Raw genomic sequence first — 15930 nt, forward strand, 5'->3', positions numbered from 1 at the left:
GCTGACATTAGAACGCGATACGAGGCCTGTTCTTTTCCATTTCTTTGCTAAGATGAATTTTTTATGCATAAATTGTACAATTTATGGATATTTCATGCTTGATGATCTGGATCGCCGTTTGCTGCGCCAATTGCAGGCCGAACCAACCTTGACCGCCGCCGAGTTGGGCCAACAGGCGGGTGTGTCCGCGCTCAAGGCGACGCGACGGTTGGGGAGATTGATTGAGCGTGGCATTCTAAAAGGACAGCATGCGGTGATCGATTGGCGCGCGTTGGGCTATGTGGTCGCGGTTTCATTGCGCATCACGCTGGACAAGACCCACGCCCGCGCGCTCGACGAATTTCTGGATGCGGCGCGCGGCATTGCGGAAGTCACGGAAATTCAGACATTTTTGGGCCGTGTCGATGTGCGCCTTTGCGTGATTGCGCGTGATATGGCGCATTACCAACAGATTTACCGTAATCAAATCCTCGCCTTGCCGCACATGGCCGATATCGAAGCATTGATGACGGTGGCGACGTTGCGCGATGATGAAAGCCTGCCGCTATGATTGATCTGGACGACATAGATCGCGCGATTTTGCGCGCGTTGGTGCGCGATGCGACCCAAACAGCAGTCGCCATTAGTGGGCGCATCGGCCTGAGCCAGCCCGCAACGTGGCGCCGTATCAAACGGTTGCGCGACGCGGGAATATTGGTGGGACAGCGGGTGTCTTTGGACGCGGCCAAACTGGGCTTTGGTGTGACGGTCTTTTTGGGCATCAAACTGGCCACCAAGGGGCGCGTTTCATTGGATGACTTTGAACGCGCGGTGACGGCGATCCCCGAGGTGCAGTTGGTGGAGCATGTGCTGGGACTTTACGACTATCGCCTGCGGGTCGTTGCACGGGATTTGGCAGATTTCGAACGGGTTCTGCGCCGCCGTGTGATGACATTGCCCGGTGTCGGCGATGTTGAAGCGAATGTATTGCTGAGCGAGGAACGCAGGCCGGGGCCATTGTGACGCGCCAAAGAAACAGGGCGCTACTTCACTGCTGTGGATTGGCGTCGTGCGGCACGTGTGGCCTTGCATATAGCTGGGGCGGCACAACCAGCGTGCGCATCGCTTGCGTGGTATACTGAGATAGACTTTGATCCTGATGCCACTAAGCCATATGACGGGTAAGCACAGATTAAGGGTAACTCCCAAGGACCCCATCGGATATCGGGTTTTGTGTTGCCCTTGCGACGTTAGAGCCGAGCGATGATCTGTTGTGGTGATAGGGTGAGTGTTTCGAGGATATTGCCCCCGTGTTTTCTGACCGTCGAGATGACGGATCTGATGTCAGCGAAGACCTGCGCGCCCTCGAGGGTGCGGAAAGTTCCCGAGATTTTCATGCGCAACTTCATCATGCGCAGGTCCCGTTCGGCCTGATTGTTGGTGAAGGGAACTGTGAAGTCCGTAAGGAACCTTAGGACGTCATCACGGTAGTCGCGCAAGCGGACCAGAAGGTTATGGCCTGGCCGCCTGGCTTTTCGGCCTCGCGCACCAGTGCGTCTAGCCAGTGGGTCTTGTCGCTCATGGAAGGCGAGGCCCTCGGTGAGGATCGCCATGTATTTGGTGAGGATGCCGTGGTGAACCGACGTGGGGAGTTCGGTCTCGCCTCGCCCCTGAGCCGCGCACTTGAGCTGATTGGCGCTGTTGAGCAGCACGCTCATCGCGCACGCCCACGGCTCCTTTTCGATTTCTTCGATGGCCTTGAGTTCCCGTAAATGATGCGCCCCGCACAGGGCGTGCGCGTCCACCCCACTCATATGGGCGTAATAGGACTTCCAGTGGTCATGAACAATTGTCCCGCCGGTCAGGAAGGATGGAACAGCACCGCGCTTGGCGCTGATGCGATAATGCGTGAAGGCGAGATCGCTGATTGAGTGCAGCCAGTGCAGCTTACCAGCAACACGAAGTCCGGTCTCATCCAGATGCCGAACGCCGCCTTCATTGAGCCGGGCCAGAATGTGTTCGACGACGCCACCCAAGGTACGCGCTGTGCCGTTCACCCAGTTGGTCACGCTGGCCGCGCATAGGCTGGTGGCACCAAACAAATCACGCAGGAGTTGGCAGACCCGATCCTCGGGGATCAGCTGCTGAACATTGCAGTAGACCGCCGCCGCCCGAATGCGCTTACCGTATTGCACGTGTGCATTCACGCCATCGGGAAAGGTGGCTGTCGTCGTGGCTCGGCAATGGCCACAACAATAAATCGCTGCCTGATGCTCTGTGACCTCCAGACGCGGCACCGGTATGTCATAAACCTGACGCCTCTCCACCGCCTTGATCATCCCAGCCGTCAAGCCATGCTGACAGGTGCCACAGGCCTCAGCCTCATGTCGCTCCACAAAGTCAGGCGTTGCTGTCTGACGTAGGGTGTCACCTCGGTGGCCAACTTAACCACCACTTTTCTTACCGGACTTACCACGCAGGCTACGCGGTACCGGCTTCTTCAACCCATCACTCGAAGGCGGCTTGCTGCTATTACTGCTGTTCTTGGCCAACTGACGCCGCAGATCCGCATTCTCTTGCGCCATGCTCGCCAACGCGGCTTCCAACTCGGCGATCCTGCGCAGAGCCGTGGCGAGGAGTTGTTCAAGAGCAGTAACTTGGTCCATTCCACCAATGATTCAGAGAAATCGTCACAGCGCCACGAAATTCAGACCACAACAGAAAATTCATGCGCCTAATAACCAAGGAGACTCACATCAAAACTGACAAAAACCCGTTATCGGCTGGGGTGCTTGGGAGTTACGATTAAGGATGAATAAATGTCAACGGCCGCCAATCCCTCCAGTGTCGACCCTGATGGGCTGATGGAATTTTCCGTCGTGTTCACGGATCGATCTCTCAACCATATGTCGAAGTTATTTCAGGGCGTTATGCGCGATCTCAACACGATGTTGTGCGACGTTTATAACGCTGACGCCGTGGCAATTGTACCGGGTGGCGGAACCTATGCGATGGAGGCCGTCGCGCGCCAGTTTGGCGGCGGTGCCCATGCGATGATCGTGCGCAATGGCTGGTTTTCCTATCGGTGGAGCCAGATTTTCGACGCTGGCGATTTTGCGGCGCAGACCACAGTCCACAAAGCGCGCCAGACCGGAAATGACAGTCGCGCACCGTTTGCCCCAGCCCCGATTGCCGACGTCGTTGCCGCAATCCGTGACGCCAAGCCCGACGTCGTGTTCGCGCCCCACGTTGAAACCAGCGCAGGGATTATTCTGCCGGATGACTACGTGACAGCGCTGGCCGCCGCCGCCCATGAGGTCGGCGCGCTTATGGTGCTGGATTGTATCGCGTCTGGCTGCGCTTGGGTTGATATGAAAGCGACGGGCGTGGATGTGCTGATCTCAGCGCCGCAAAAGGGCTGGTCGTCGAGCCCGTCTGCGGGCCTTGTGATGATGTCGGCGCGCGCGTTGGAGCGGTTGGAGGCGACGACGTCCAACAGTTTCGCTATCGACCTCAAGAAATGGCACCAGATCATGCAGGCCTATTTGAATGGCGGTCATGCCTATCACGCGACGATGCCCACTGACGCGCTGCGCGATTTCCGCGATACAATGCAGGAAACTGCGGAAATGGGGTTCATCACTTTGCGCGCGGCGCAGTGGAAACTGGGCGACGGCGTGCGGGCCTATTTGATTGGCAAGGGTATGAAACCGGTTGCCGCTGACGGCTTTGGCGCACCGGGTGTCATTGTGAGCTATACCGATGATCCCGACATCCAGAACGGGTCCAAGTTTGTGGGCGCAGGCATGCAGATTGCGGCGGGCGTGCCGTTGGCTGTGGATGAACCTGCTGATTTTCGCACGTTCCGCATTGGACTGTTCGGAATTGATAAACTGCGCGACGTGGATGCAACGCTAAAGCAGTTCACGGATGTGGCGGATCAGGTTCTGTAAGCTGACCTAAAGTGTCGGCGTTTCAGCCACACCGATCAGCATATCCGACACTGGTCACAGGTCCGCAAACGCCGTGTCGAGGTCAGATACAAGGTCACCCGATAGGATTGGGTGGCCTGTTGCAACCAGCCCTTTGTGGCGCAACAAATCACCGTGCATATGGTCATTGTCAAAGGGAGGCGGCACACGTTTGAGTTTCGGATCCCACAAAGAGTAGCCCTTGTCGGTGACGGACTTGATCTGACTGGCCAGATAATCCCCGTCCAAATCCGCCATTTTGCGCCAATCGGTGAGCACGTCTTTGCTGAATTCCATCATGCCTGTGCCGACCGTGACTTCGCTCGGGTTGATACCAAAGAATAGCACGGGGTCCTGGCGGGTGCCCGATTGCACCGACCACATCATGTGCAGATGCGTGGTGTAGGGCGTTTTATCCTTAGAAAACCGCACGTCACGGTGCGGGCGAAACAGTTTTGTCGAAATCGGGCAACCTGTGAGCGTGCTAAGTCGCGGCGACATTTCTTCAAGCAACGCTTTGGCGGGGTCGCGCAATTTGGTGTCGTAGTCGGTTTTATGGGCGTGAAACCAATCGCGCGTGTTGTTCAGGGCAAGGTCGCGCAGAAACGTTTCGGCGTCAGAGATGAGTGTGCTGAACATGATGACCCCTACACTGATGGTCTGTGGCTAGACCCGCGTAAAGTTTGGGCATATGCCAACCAGATGTCCACACAGATGTCATATAGCACGCATACCAAACGGTTGCTGAAATTGGGCCTGCCTTTGGTTGGCGCCAATGTTGCGGGCTTTTCGATCCACATGACGGATACCATCATGCTCGGGTGGTATTCAGTCACGTCCTTGGCGGCGGCCACGGTCGCAACGGGGGTGTGGTTTATCACTTTTATCATTGGCGCAGGTTTTGGCCGTGCTGTGACGCCCATGGTCGCTGAGGCGGTCGAGATGGGCGATGAAACCCGCGCGCGTCGCGTCACCCGCATGGCGCTGTGGTTATCGGCGATATATGCGGTGTTGCTGATTGTTCCGTTTATGTACGGCGAAGCGGTACTTCTGGCGATGGGGCAAGAAGCGTCGGTGGCGACGCAAGGTGGTTTCTATCTGCGCATCGCGGTGCTTGGCATGTTCCCTGCGATGGGCGCGCAGGTCATGCGGTCTTATCTTGGGGCGATGGAGCTGACGGCCATTCAGCTTTGGATCACGCTGGTGGCATTGGCTGCGAACGGGCTGGTGAATTACGCGCTGATCTTCGGCAATCTGGGCGCGCCGGAACTGGGGATCGAGGGTGCGGCGATCGCGTCTGTCGTTATCCAGATTTTGCAGATGATCGCGCTGATGCTTTACGTGCAGTGGAAGAAGCCCGAAGCTGAACTGTTCCTCCGCATTTGGAAATCAGACAATGAGGCGATGGGGCAGGTGTTCCGTCTTGGCCTGCCAATCGGCCTGACGTCGTTCGCCGAGGGCGGGTTGTTCGTCGGCTCATCGGTGATGATGGGCTGGATCGGGGAGATTGAACTCGCCGCGCACGGGATCGCAATGCAGCTGACTGCGTTTATGTTCATGTTTCACGTTGGCATGTCAGAAGCTGCAACGATCCGCGCCAGCCGCCAATTTGGGGCGCGCGATGAGGTCGAACTGCGTCGTGGCGCGTTTGCAGCTTACGGCGTATCGCTCAGCTTTGGGGTGATCGTCGTGATCTTGTATCTTGCGATGCCGGGCGTATTTGTCGGTTTGTTTCTTGACCCTGGGGATCCCGCACGCGATGCGGTGCTGGCTCTTGGCGTGGTCTTGGTGATGCTGTCAGCGCTGTTCCAGTTTGTGGACGCCGCCCAGATCGTCGCCCTGTCAGTGCTGCGCGGCGTGCAGGACACGCGGGTGCCCATGTGGTTGGCCATCGTCAGCTATTGGGTGATTGGAATTCCGGCAAGCTATGTGATGGCGTTTACATTTGATTGGGGGCCTGTGGGTCTCTGGCTGGGTCTGACTGTCGGGCTCGGAGTTGCGGCGGCTCTACTGAGCCAACGGTTCTGGGCACGGTCTGTGCACATCGCGCGCGTGGGTGTGGCCAGCTAGCGAAAGGCGCAAAAAGGAGGGGGCCAGCCCCCGCGCACTGCGTACGCTCCCCCGAGATATTTTTAAAGCAATGACGGGGTGAAGAGAAGAATTTGCGGCGCGCTATTCAGCGGCGTCCTGCCCACTCATGAGGCGGTCAGCTTTCTTGCGCACGAGCAGTGAACGCAGGTCATGCATCGCCAGCAACAGATCGTCTGTGATGCCGATCAATTGTTCGTCGCTGGCTTTTGATTGCACCCATTGCGTCGTGATGTTGAGGTAATCGACAGCGCGGTGGATATCGTCGATGTCGCGTTGGGCCAGCAGGGCCATACGCTGCGCCATCCAAGCCTCGATCTGGGAGATGTCGACCTCTGAGAGGACGCGGTCGCCTTGCGGCTTCACTTCGCCGTTCTTGATGTTGATAACCGCGATTTGATCCATCTCAATGCGGCGCTGGCGGTTTTCGGTGTCTACACGGAACACCGCCGCCCCGTTTTCACGGACCCGGAAATAATAGTCGGGAAGATCTGCGCCCATTGTGTCACCTACTCACTTTCTATGCGCAGTCTAACAGCGCCAATCGTTTGTCGCTAGCCTATGCTGAGACCGGCACAGAAGGTTTGGATGCGTGTGCAGGCTTCTTTTAGCGCATCATCTGATGTAGCGTAACTGACGCGGAAATTTGGCGAAAGGCCAAATGCCGCGCCGAAGACGACCGCGACGCCGGTTTCTTCCAGCAGGGCCGTGGCGAAGTCCTCATCGTTAGTAATTTTGGTGCCCGCTGGCGTGGTTTTGCCGATGCAGCCTGCAATGCTGGGATAGACGTAGAACGCACCTTCTGGCTTGGGACAGACGATGCCCGTCGCGTCGTTCAGCATGGATACCACCAGATCGCGGCGGTGGATGAACATCGCGTTGTTGGGCGTGATGAAATCCTGTGGGCCGTTCAGGGCTTCGACCGCCGCCCATTGGCTAATGGAACAGGGGTTAGATGTGCTTTGGCTTTGCACTTTGCGGATCGCCCCGATCAGGTCTCTTGGACCCGCAGCATAGCCGATGCGCCAGCCCGTCATCGCGTAGGCCTTTGACACACCGTTCATGGTCAGTGTGCGGTCATAAAGCTGCGGTTCGACCTGTGCGGGCGTGCAGAATTTGAAATCGCCATAGGACAGGTGTTCATACATATCATCAGTTAGCACCCAGACATGCGGGTGGCGCAGCAACACATCTGTCAACGCGTTCAGCTCGTTCCAACTATATCCCGCCCCCGTAGGGTTGGAGGGTGAGTTGAACAGAAACCACTTGGTCTTTGGCGTAATCGCGGCCTCAAGTTGGGCGGCTGTGATTTTAAAACCCGCCTCAAGCGTGGCCTCAACGAACACTGGTTCGCCGCCAGACAGCAGAACCATATCAGGGTAGCTGACCCAATAGGGCGCGGGGATGATAACCTCATCGCCCGCGTTCAGCGTCGCCATGAACGCATTATAAAGAACTTGTTTGCCACCTGTGCCGACGGTCACTTGGTCGGGGCAATAGGTAAGGTCGTTGTCGCGCGCGAATTTGGCACAGATCGCTTTCTTCAGCTCGGGGATGCCATCCACGGCGGTATATTTGGTCTTTCCGCTGTTGATCGCCGCAATGCCCGCCGTCTTGATATTGTCAGGCGTATCAAAATCGGGCTCTCCGGCGCCAAGGCCGATGACGTCGCGCCCCGCAGCTTTTAGTTCCTGCGCCTTGGTGGTCACTGCGATCGTCGGGGAGGGTTTAACGCGCTTTAGTGTCGCGGAGAGAAAGGACATGGTCGGCCTCGTCTAGGAAAAATTCATCGCCCATGTCATATGGGTCGAAAGAGCGAACGGCAACAGACCTTAGACGCACTGGAGACGGCGATGGAAAACGAAACTACGACCCAAAACTGGTACAGTGAGGAAACTGCGACCTTCGGGGACCGTTTGGCGGCTGCCCGTGACGTCGCGCAGCTCACACAAAAAGAACTCGCGCAGCGCGTGGGCATCAAGGTGAGCACCCTACGCAACTGGGAAGAGGATCTGAGCGAGCCGCGCGCCAACCGATTGAGTATTCTATCCGGCATTCTTGGGGTGTCGCTGAGGTGGTTGTTGACGGCTGAGGGTGAGGGGCTTTTGGCGCCTGACGAAAACGCGCCAATCGCATCGGATCTTTCTGCAATATTGACGGAACTTCGCGCCGTGCGGGCGCAGATGAAACAGTCGACCGAGCGGCTTGCGTTGCTAGAAAAGCGACTGCAAATGATGGGGACAGCATGAGCGAACCTCTTGATGTGATGCGCAAACGGTTGCATATGCGATCAATCCGGCGCGGTATTAAAGAAATGGACTTGATCCTTACGGGCTTTTCAAAGGCGCATTTAGCGCAGTTGGGTGCAGCGCAGTTGGCCGTCTATGATCGAATGCTAAACGAAAACGATCATGATCTATATCAATGGGTTAGCGGCCAGTCTGATGAACCGCCTGAATATAGTGGGTTGATGGACATGATCCGTGAAGGCGCTGTCGGGATAACAAAACCGACAGCATAAGTGCATCTTCGTTTCTGATAATTTTTTCACGATTTAACGGAATGTTTGCCAGTGGCGTGGCAAGCGGGTCGTGGAAATAATCAGAAAACCTTCGGGACGGAGAGATTTATGAGCCTGCATTCGCTGCCAACACAAGACGAACGCCCGCCACTGGGCGCCAACACTGAATTTATGACCATCTATCTGGATGCGCTGACGCTGGTTGAACGCCTACATCGGTTGTTGCTTGATGTCATCAAGGATGAATTTGAACGCGTCGGCGTACTGGAAATCAACGCGGTTCAGGCGTTGCTTTTGTTCAATATTGGGGACAACGAAGTGACCGCTGGAGAGTTGAAAAGCCGTGGATATTATCAAGGTATACTTCTGCGCCTGAATTGACCTGACGATTTTGGGCCTGCGATTCACTTCGTCGCATGGCCAAAGGCGGTTCAGTCTGTATTTTGAGTTTATGAGCAAGCAATACAAAACAGTCTCCTTATCCGACGAGCAGCGCATAGCACTTGAAGCGCTTTGCCGCCGCCGCAAAGTTGACGCCCTTGTTTGGAAACGGGCGCGCGCGTTTCTTCTTTGGGACGCAGGAGAAGACGCCGGAACGGTTTGCCGGATTTTGGATATTGGCCCGACAGTTTTGACGGAGTGGCGATTTGCCTTTGCCGGTGCGGGACTATCGTTTTTCGGTCTGAAGGACTACAGCCAGCGTCAGGGTCATTTGTCCGTCGTGCAAGAGCAGGCGGTGAGAGCCCATTTCACCGCGCAGCCTGCCCGCAATGCCGATGAGGTCTGTGCCTATGTTCTAGCCGAGTGCGACCAAAACTACAGCACGTCGGGAGCCGCCAAGCTGATGCGCCGCCTGGGGTTCGCGTATAAGAAACCACAATTGCTGCCTGCACAGGCCGATGAAGCCAAGCAGGCTGCGTTTATTGCCAAATATGAGGCCCTGATGAACGGGTTGGCCGCAGATGAGATGGTTGTCTTTTCGGACGCTGTCCACCCCGAACACCAGAGCCGCCCCGCCCATGGTTGGTTCCCCAAGGGACAAAAGACGGCCCTGAAGGCGACATCAGGGCGCAAGCGGCTCAACATTCAGGGCGCGCTTGACCTTGAGACTTTCCAGTTCACCTTTGTGGAAGGCGAGAAGATCAATGCCCAGACAACCCGACAGATGCTGGAAAAGTTGGAACGCAACAACCAAACCAAGACGGCCATCCACGTCTTTGTCGACAATGCCCGCTATCATCATGCCAAGATACTACAGCCATGGCTGGACAGCCCAGAACGTCGGGTGAAGTTGCATTTCTTGCCAGCATATGCCCCGCACCTCAACCCGATCGAGCGTCTTTGGGGTGTTATGCACAAATGGGTCACCCACAATCGGCACTATGCAACGTTCAACCAATTCACAGAGGCCATTTTCGACTTCTTCCGCAAGACCCTGCCAGAAAAATGGCCAGAGTTCCGCGACACCGTCACCGACAACTTCCGCGTCATATCGCTCAAGGAATACAAAGTGATTTGAGGGGAAAACCTCAGGTCAATTCAGGCGCGGGAGTATAGCAATGTCAGTTACAACCTAAAAAAATTGGTTGAGATGGACTACATGCACCACCAGCGATGTGAGATTGACCGCCGATCCGTGCGTGTTCGTCTGACAGAGCAAGGCCGCGCGGTCCGCGATGTGGTGGTGCGCTTGTTTGAGGGCCACGCGACAGGGCTGCAAGCCAAGGGCGTTATAGATATGAACAGTTTGGATGAAATTGCGGCGGCCTTGCGTCGCGTGGAACGCTATTGGACCGATCAGATCCGCTATATCTACTAGTTAAGTCCCGTGTGGTTGCCTAAGTCCTTTATGTATTGTATTCATTGCGCTTTTAGATGACGCTGACACTAAGATGGACACTATTTAGGACACTACGATGGACACTATCCGGAACTATCCAGCCTCTACTTTGAGCTTAATAAAGGGCAAGTGGTATGTTTCTGTGACGGTTCCTGTGGGTCTGCGGCCAGCATTCAATAATCGCATCCAAGTCAGAGTCAGCACTGGAACAAGTGACAGGTCAGAAGCTGCTAGGCGCCAACATCAAAAAGTAGAAGGTATCTATGAGCAGTTTGACGGTGCTAGACCGAATAAACTTAAGGAAGCTCTGAAAGCGTTCGCCGCAGTCTCTACGCCAACAGAATTATTGCCTCAAATTTTTCCCAGTGTAGCAGATTGGCTTGAAACAGAAGACTTAGACCTTGAGGCGTATGTTTCCCAACACTTAGACGCAGTAGAGTTGCAGGCAAGGCAGTGGGAGGTCACTGAGATTGGACCCAAGTTCGACGCTGCCCAGAAGTTTCTGAAAACACTAGAGAAAGCAGAGATTCTAGAAACAAAAGCTCCAGCCGTCCCAAAATTCATGGATGTAGCTCAGGTTTGGATGAATAAGGGCGATTTGGCGGGTTCTCTGTTGTCGAACACGAGACTCGCAGTCAGCGAATTTGATGGCCTTTGCCCAAACCTTTTGATTGATAGTATACTCCCGCGCCTGAATTGACCTGAGGTTTTCCCCTCAAATCACTTTGTATTCCTTGAGCGATATGACGCGGAAGTTGTCGGTGACGGTGTCGCGGAACTCTGGCCATTTTTCTGGCAGGGTCTTGCGGAAGAAGTCGAAAATGGCCTCTGTGAATTGGTTGAACGTTGCATAGTGCCGATTGTGGGTGACCCATTTGTGCATAACACCCCAAAGACGCTCGATCGGGTTGAGGTGCGGGGCATATGCTGGCAAGAAATGCAACTTCACCCGACGTTCTGGGCTGTCCAGCCATGGCTGTAGTATCTTGGCATGATGATAGCGGGCATTGTCGACAAAGACGTGGATGGCCGTCTTGGTTTGGTTGTTGCGTTCCAACTTTTCCAGCATCTGTCGGGTTGTCTGGGCATTGATCTTCTCGCCTTCCACAAAGGTGAACTGGAAAGTCTCAAGGTCAAGCGCGCCCTGAATGTTGAGCCGCTTGCGCCCTGATGTCGCCTTCAGGGCCGTCTTTTGTCCCTTGGGGAACCAACCATGGGCGGGGCGGCTCTGGTGTTCGGGGTGGACAGCGTCCGAAAAGACAACCATCTCATCTGCGGCCAACCCGTTCATCAGGGCCTCATATTTGGCAATAAACGCAGCCTGCTTGGCTTCATCGGCCTGTGCAGGCAGCAATTGTGGTTTCTTATACGCGAACCCCAGGCGGCGCATCAGCTTGGCGGCTCCCGACGTGCTGTAGTTTTGGTCGCACTCGGCTAGAACATAGGCACAGACCTCATCGGCATTGCGGGCAGGCTGCGCGGTGAAATGGGCTCTCACCGCCTGCTCTTGCACGACGGACAAATGACCCTGACGCTGGCTGTAGTCCTTCAGACCGAAAAACGATAGTCCCGCACCGGCAAAGGCAAATCGCCACTCCGTCAAAACTGTCGGGCCAATATCCAAAATCCGGCAAACCGTTCCGGCGTCTTCTCCTGCGTCCAAAAGAAGAAACGCGCGCGCCCGTTTCCAAACAAGGGCGTCAACTTTGCGGCGGCGGCAAAGCGCTTCAAGTGCTATGCGCTGCTCGTCGGATAAGGAGACTGTTTTGTATTGCTTGCTCATAAACTCAAAATACAGACTGAACCGCCTTTGGCCATGCGACGAAGTGAATCGCAGGCCCAAAATCGTCAGGTCAATTCAGGCGCAGGAGTATATAAGGAAAATTCATCTCTATGACTACGCTGATTGGCTGGTAGAACAGGGCTTTGCAAATAATACTATTAAGGGGCGTATGAGCCGTCTCTCAAAGGTATTCCTTCAAGCAGAAAAAAAGGGACATATCGACCATAGTCCGACTGTAGGTTTGAATCTTCGTGGCTACGGGGGCGGCGTTGAGCATTGGAAACCATTTACGAAGCCGCAACTGACCCAAATCTTTGCGCAAGACATTCCATCCAGAGAATACTTGTTAATGGCTACTCTTATCACAACAGGTATGCGTCTTGATGAGGCGGCATTGTTAGAATGGCAGGATTACAAAGTAGAAGGTGACATCGCATATTTTGACCTGACTCGGGCCGACATGAAGATAAAGACTCTTGGTTCAAGACGTAAGGTACCAGTGGTGCCAGTGTTGCGTAAGATGTTGCGACCTTCAGATGGTAGAATCTTTGATTACAAACTGAACGCGCAAGGGAAGACTTCATCAGCCTCAATTTTATGCATGGAATATATTAGGAACATCACCGAAGACCCTCATCTTGTGAATCATAGTTAACGCGGCACCTTGAAAGACTTGCGAGTTATTGTCACATCTGGTGTTTGAGTATTGTTGGTCATGCGGTGATCTGGTCGGGGTTTGTGGTTTCGATTCCGTCTTTGAACGTGACGCCTGTGATGACTTTTGCGAGGTAGTCAAAGCCGCGTAGCTTCCTCCAATTTTGCTCAGCACATTGCCCCAGTTTGAACATCATGTGCAGCATGCCATCGCGTGACAGGCAGCCCTTTGAACGCTTGGTACGATGCCGGATCGTCGCGAAGGCCGATTCAATTGGATTGCTAGTGCGGATGCTTTGCCAATGCTGCGCCGGGAAGTCGAAGAATGCCATGAGTTCCTCACGATCTTTTTGCAGGCATAGTGTGGCCTTGGGGTATTTGGGTTCGTAGGTTTTGATGAACAGATCGAACGCCTTTTCTGCATCGACTTTGGTCTCGGCCTGCCAGATGTCGTGCAGCGCGGCCTTGGCTTTTGGCTGAGACAGCTTGGGTAAACAATTGAGCACGTTCATCGTTTTGTGTTGCCAACAGCGTTGATGGCGGGTCTCAGGATAGACTTCGTCCATGGCCGCCCAAAACCCCATGGCACCGTCCCCGATGGTCAGTTTGGGCGCATTCATGCCTCGGCTTTTGAGGTTAAGCAGAACCTCGCGCCAGCTCTGCGTGGACTCGCGCACCCCATCCTCAATTGCCAGAAATCGCTTCTTGCCACGGGCAGTTACCCCAATAATAACAAGGGCACAGAGCTTGTCATCCTCGCCCCGAAGGCCGCTGTGAACGCCGTCGGCCCAGATATAGACGATGGGCTCGTCATCTAACTCAGCGCCTTTCCAAGCCTCGTATTCATTGGCCCAATCGCGTTTTAAACGCGAAACCGTATTAGCCGACAAGCCAACGGCATCTGGGCCCAGAAGAACCTTGAGGGCGGGAGCCATCTCGCCGCTGGAGATCCCTTTGAGGTAAAGCCATGGCAAGGCCGCTTCCAGCGTCTTCGTGCGGCGCACATAGGGCGGCACCAGGGCAGACCGGAATGTCACCGGTGTGCCGTCCTTGGACCGAACCTTTGGAATGCGCACGCTCACAGGGCCAATGCCCGTTTGAAACGGGCGGGCCGGATGATGTCCATTACGCACGACTGCCGCGTGACCGGCATCGGTGCGTAAGCCGGTAAATTGCGCCAAATAACTGACAAGCTCAGCCTCAACTGCTGTCGCGATCAATTGTTGTGCTCCCGTTTTCAGCAACTCCGTCAACGCGTCCGTCATCTCGTCTCGACGCGCAAAATCAACAATGTTAGTAGTTCCCATGGTGGTGTATCTCCTTTGGTTGGGCTGCTGTCTTCCAACAACAATTCAACCAGATACGCCGCCAACCTTCAAACCACTCAAACACCAGATTCAGTCATAGCTCGAAAGACTTGCTGCGTGACGCTGGAGCACCCGCTGAAGTAAACAATTATATTACGGGTCATTCGTCAGGTGATGTAGCTGGGACTTATGGTAAGGGGCCGAGCCTTGAGGTCAGGTATGATTGGCTTTCGAAGGTAGGCCATCAGTGGTTAGAGCCTTCTTAGGGGGCGATTCGGCGCCGCACAGCGACCTCAGTGCATTTAACCACCCAGTGGCAGCAAATCGACACAGAGATCACCTAACAGCCTATTTGCGCTGGGCTTCAGGTGTCTAATCCTACAAAGCCCAGCGCATTTTTACTTGTCATACTCGATCTGGAGCTATGACTGAATCTGGTGTTTGAGTGGTTTGAAGGTTGGCGGCGTATCTGGTTGAATTGTTGTTGGAAGACAGCAGCCCAACCAAAGGAGATACACCACCATGGGAACTACTAACATTGTTGATTTTGCGCGTCGAGACGAGATGACGGACGCGTTGACGGAGTTGCTGAAAACGGGAGCACAACAATTGATCGCGACAGCAGTTGAGGCTGAGCTTGTCAGTTATTTGGCGCAATTTACCGGCTTACGCACCGATGCCGGTCACGCGGCAGTCGTGCGTAATGGACATCATCCGGCCCGCCCGTTTCAAACGGGCATTGGCCCTGTGAGCGTGCGCATTCCAAAGGTTCGGTCCAAGGACGGCACACCGGTGACATTCCGGTCTGCCCTGGTGCCGCCCTATGTGCGTCGCACGAAGACGCTGGAAGCGGCCTTGCCATGGCTTTACCTCAAAGGGATCTCCAGCGGCGAGATGGCTCCCGCCCTCAAGGTTCTTCTGGGCCCAGATGCCGTTGGCTTGTCGGCTAATACGGTTTCGCGTTTAAAACGCGATTGGGCCAATGAATACGAGGCTTGGAAAGGCGCTGAGTTAGATGACGAGCCCATCGTCTATATCTGGGCCGACGGCGTTCACAGCGGCCTTCGGGGCGAGGATGACAAGCTCTGTGCCCTTGTTATTATTGGGGTAACTGCCCGTGGCAAGAAGCGATTTCTGGCAATTGAGGATGGGGTGCGCGAGTCCACGCAGAGCTGGCGCGAGGTTCTGCTTAACCTCAAAAGCCGAGGCATGAATGCGCCCAAACTGGCCATCGGGGACGGTGCCATGGGGTTTTGGGCGGCCATGGACGAAGTCTATCCTGAGACCCGCCATCAACGCTGTTGGCAACACAAAACGATGAACGTGCTCAATTGTTTACCCAAGCTGTCTCAGCCAAAAGCCAAGGCCGCGCTGCACGACATCTGGCAGGCCGAGACCAAAGTCGATGCAGAAAAGGCGTTCGATCTGTTCATCAAAACCTACGAACCCAAATATCCCAAGGCCACACTATGCCTGCAAAAAGATCGTGAGGAACTCATGGCATTCTTCGACTTCCCGGCGCAGCATTGGCAAAGCATCCGCACTAGCAATCCAATTGAATCGGCCTTCGCGACGATCCGGCATCGTACCAAGCGTTCAAAGGGCTGCCTGTCACGCGATGGCATGCTGCACATGATGTTCAAACTGGGGCAATGTGCTGAGCAAAATTGGAGGAAGCTACGCGGCTTTGACTACCTCGCAAAAGTCATCACAGGCGTCACGTTCAAAGACGGAATCGAAACCACAAACCCCGACCAGATCACCGCATGACCAACAATACTCAAACA

At 55.0% G+C, this 15930-nt stretch carries 16 protein-coding genes and 3 pseudogenes; 12 read left to right on the forward strand and 7 right to left on the reverse strand.

From position 1 onward, the window contains the following. The first annotated feature begins 94 nt into the window (after nt 1–94). Together OA238_RS03490 and OA238_RS03495 are read left to right on the forward strand one after the other, a co-directional pair. Nucleotides 95–550, forward strand: a complete 456-nt coding sequence (locus tag OA238_RS03490) for an Lrp/AsnC family transcriptional regulator (RefSeq protein WP_044036220.1) — start codon at nt 95–97, stop codon at nt 548–550. Next, nucleotides 547–1002: an Lrp/AsnC family transcriptional regulator gene (locus OA238_RS03495; RefSeq protein WP_015494105.1), complete on the forward strand. Its 456-nt coding sequence runs from the start codon at nt 547–549 to the stop codon at nt 1000–1002. Before OA238_RS03490 ends, OA238_RS03495 begins: the two co-directional genes overlap by 4 nt. 227 nt (nt 1003–1229) lie before the next feature. Here the strand turns inward: OA238_RS03495 and tnpC are convergent. Then, nucleotides 1230–2408 (reverse strand): annotated as a pseudogene (gene tnpC / locus OA238_RS03500) (IS66 family transposase); the annotation flags it as partial. A 15-nt stretch (nt 2409–2423) separates the two neighbouring features. After that, on the reverse strand, nt 2424–2645 hold the full coding sequence (locus OA238_RS33460) for a DUF6444 domain-containing protein (RefSeq protein ID WP_015495645.1): 222 nt from the start codon (nt 2643–2645) through the stop codon (nt 2424–2426). A 153-nt stretch (nt 2646–2798) separates the two neighbouring features. Here OA238_RS33460 and OA238_RS03505 point away from each other — a divergent pair, with 153 nt between their 5' ends. Beyond that, the gene (locus OA238_RS03505; RefSeq protein ID WP_015494107.1) at nt 2799–3932 is read left to right on the forward strand and encodes an aminotransferase class V-fold PLP-dependent enzyme; all 1134 of its coding nucleotides are present in this window, start codon (nt 2799–2801) and stop codon (nt 3930–3932) included. Between the two features lie 54 nt (nt 3933–3986). Here OA238_RS03505 and OA238_RS31385 read toward each other — a convergent pair whose 3' ends face one another. Next, a complete protein-coding gene (locus tag OA238_RS31385) occupies nt 3987–4589 on the reverse strand; it encodes a DUF2461 domain-containing protein (RefSeq protein WP_051076373.1) in 603 nt (200 codons plus the stop codon). Nucleotides 4590–4652: 63 nt separating this feature from the next. Here OA238_RS31385 and OA238_RS03515 point away from each other — a divergent pair, with 63 nt between their 5' ends. Then, a complete protein-coding gene (locus tag OA238_RS03515; protein ID WP_044036222.1) occupies nt 4653–6020 on the forward strand; it encodes an MATE family efflux transporter in 1368 nt (455 codons plus the stop codon). Nucleotides 6021–6122: 102 nt separating this feature from the next. Here OA238_RS03515 and OA238_RS03520 read toward each other — a convergent pair whose 3' ends face one another. Both OA238_RS03520 and OA238_RS03525 read right to left on the reverse strand, forming a co-directional pair. After that, nucleotides 6123–6539 carry a hypothetical protein gene (locus OA238_RS03520; RefSeq protein WP_015494109.1) on the reverse strand — a complete coding sequence of 139 codons (417 nt, stop codon included), beginning with the start codon at nt 6537–6539 and terminating at the stop codon, nt 6123–6125. 53 nt (nt 6540–6592) lie between these two features. Further along, complete coding sequence (locus OA238_RS03525; RefSeq protein ID WP_015494110.1) at nt 6593–7801, reverse strand: pyridoxal phosphate-dependent aminotransferase; 1209 nt, start codon at nt 7799–7801, stop codon at nt 6593–6595. A gap of 90 nt (nt 7802–7891) precedes the next feature. Here OA238_RS03525 and OA238_RS03530 point away from each other — a divergent pair, with 90 nt between their 5' ends. From OA238_RS03530 to OA238_RS03555, 6 genes and pseudogenes are all read left to right on the forward strand, one after another. Then, nucleotides 7892–8287 (forward strand): helix-turn-helix domain-containing protein, encoded by a 396-nt coding sequence (locus OA238_RS03530; protein WP_015494111.1) that lies wholly within the window; start codon nt 7892–7894, stop codon nt 8285–8287. Next, the gene (locus OA238_RS03535; RefSeq protein WP_044036225.1) at nt 8284–8559 is read left to right on the forward strand and encodes a succinate dehydrogenase assembly factor 2; all 276 of its coding nucleotides are present in this window, start codon (nt 8284–8286) and stop codon (nt 8557–8559) included. Before OA238_RS03530 ends, OA238_RS03535 begins: the two co-directional genes overlap by 4 nt. A 108-nt stretch (nt 8560–8667) precedes the next feature. Next, nucleotides 8668–8919: pseudogene (locus tag OA238_RS03540) on the forward strand (MarR family transcriptional regulator); the annotation flags it as partial. A 91-nt stretch (nt 8920–9010) separates the two neighbouring features. Next, on the forward strand, nt 9011–10078 hold the full coding sequence (locus tag OA238_RS03545; protein ID WP_015494112.1) for an IS630 family transposase: 1068 nt from the start codon (nt 9011–9013) through the stop codon (nt 10076–10078). Nucleotides 10079–10114: 36 nt separating this feature from the next. Then, a pseudogene (locus tag OA238_RS03550) lies at nt 10115–10378 on the forward strand (winged helix DNA-binding protein); the annotation flags it as partial. A 97-nt stretch (nt 10379–10475) separates the two neighbouring features. Next, nucleotides 10476–11099, forward strand: coding sequence for a DUF6538 domain-containing protein (locus OA238_RS03555; RefSeq protein ID WP_044036229.1), 624 nt, complete (start codon nt 10476–10478; stop codon nt 11097–11099). Between the two features lie 15 nt (nt 11100–11114). Here the strand turns inward: OA238_RS03555 and OA238_RS03560 are convergent, their stop codons facing one another. Beyond that, nucleotides 11115–12182 (reverse strand): IS630 family transposase, encoded by a 1068-nt coding sequence (locus OA238_RS03560; protein ID WP_015493922.1) that lies wholly within the window; start codon nt 12180–12182, stop codon nt 11115–11117. A 169-nt stretch (nt 12183–12351) separates the two neighbouring features. On the opposite strand from OA238_RS03560, the gene OA238_RS03565 reads away from it, so the two are divergent. Beyond that, a complete protein-coding gene (locus OA238_RS03565; RefSeq protein ID WP_144055818.1) occupies nt 12352–12837 on the forward strand; it encodes a site-specific integrase in 486 nt (161 codons plus the stop codon). A 58-nt stretch (nt 12838–12895) separates the two neighbouring features. Here OA238_RS03565 and OA238_RS03570 read toward each other — a convergent pair whose 3' ends face one another. After that, a complete protein-coding gene (locus OA238_RS03570) occupies nt 12896–14143 on the reverse strand; it encodes an IS256-like element ISOan6 family transposase (protein ID WP_015493820.1) in 1248 nt (415 codons plus the stop codon). Between the two features lie 522 nt (nt 14144–14665). On the opposite strand from OA238_RS03570, the gene OA238_RS03575 reads away from it, so the two are divergent. Next, nucleotides 14666–15913, forward strand: a complete 1248-nt coding sequence (locus tag OA238_RS03575) for an IS256-like element ISOan6 family transposase (protein WP_015494114.1) — start codon at nt 14666–14668, stop codon at nt 15911–15913. The last annotated feature ends 17 nt before the right edge of the window (nt 15914–15930 follow it).

It is taken from the genome of Octadecabacter arcticus 238, assembly GCF_000155735.2.
Taxonomy (GTDB): domain Bacteria; phylum Pseudomonadota; class Alphaproteobacteria; order Rhodobacterales; family Rhodobacteraceae; genus Octadecabacter; species Octadecabacter arcticus.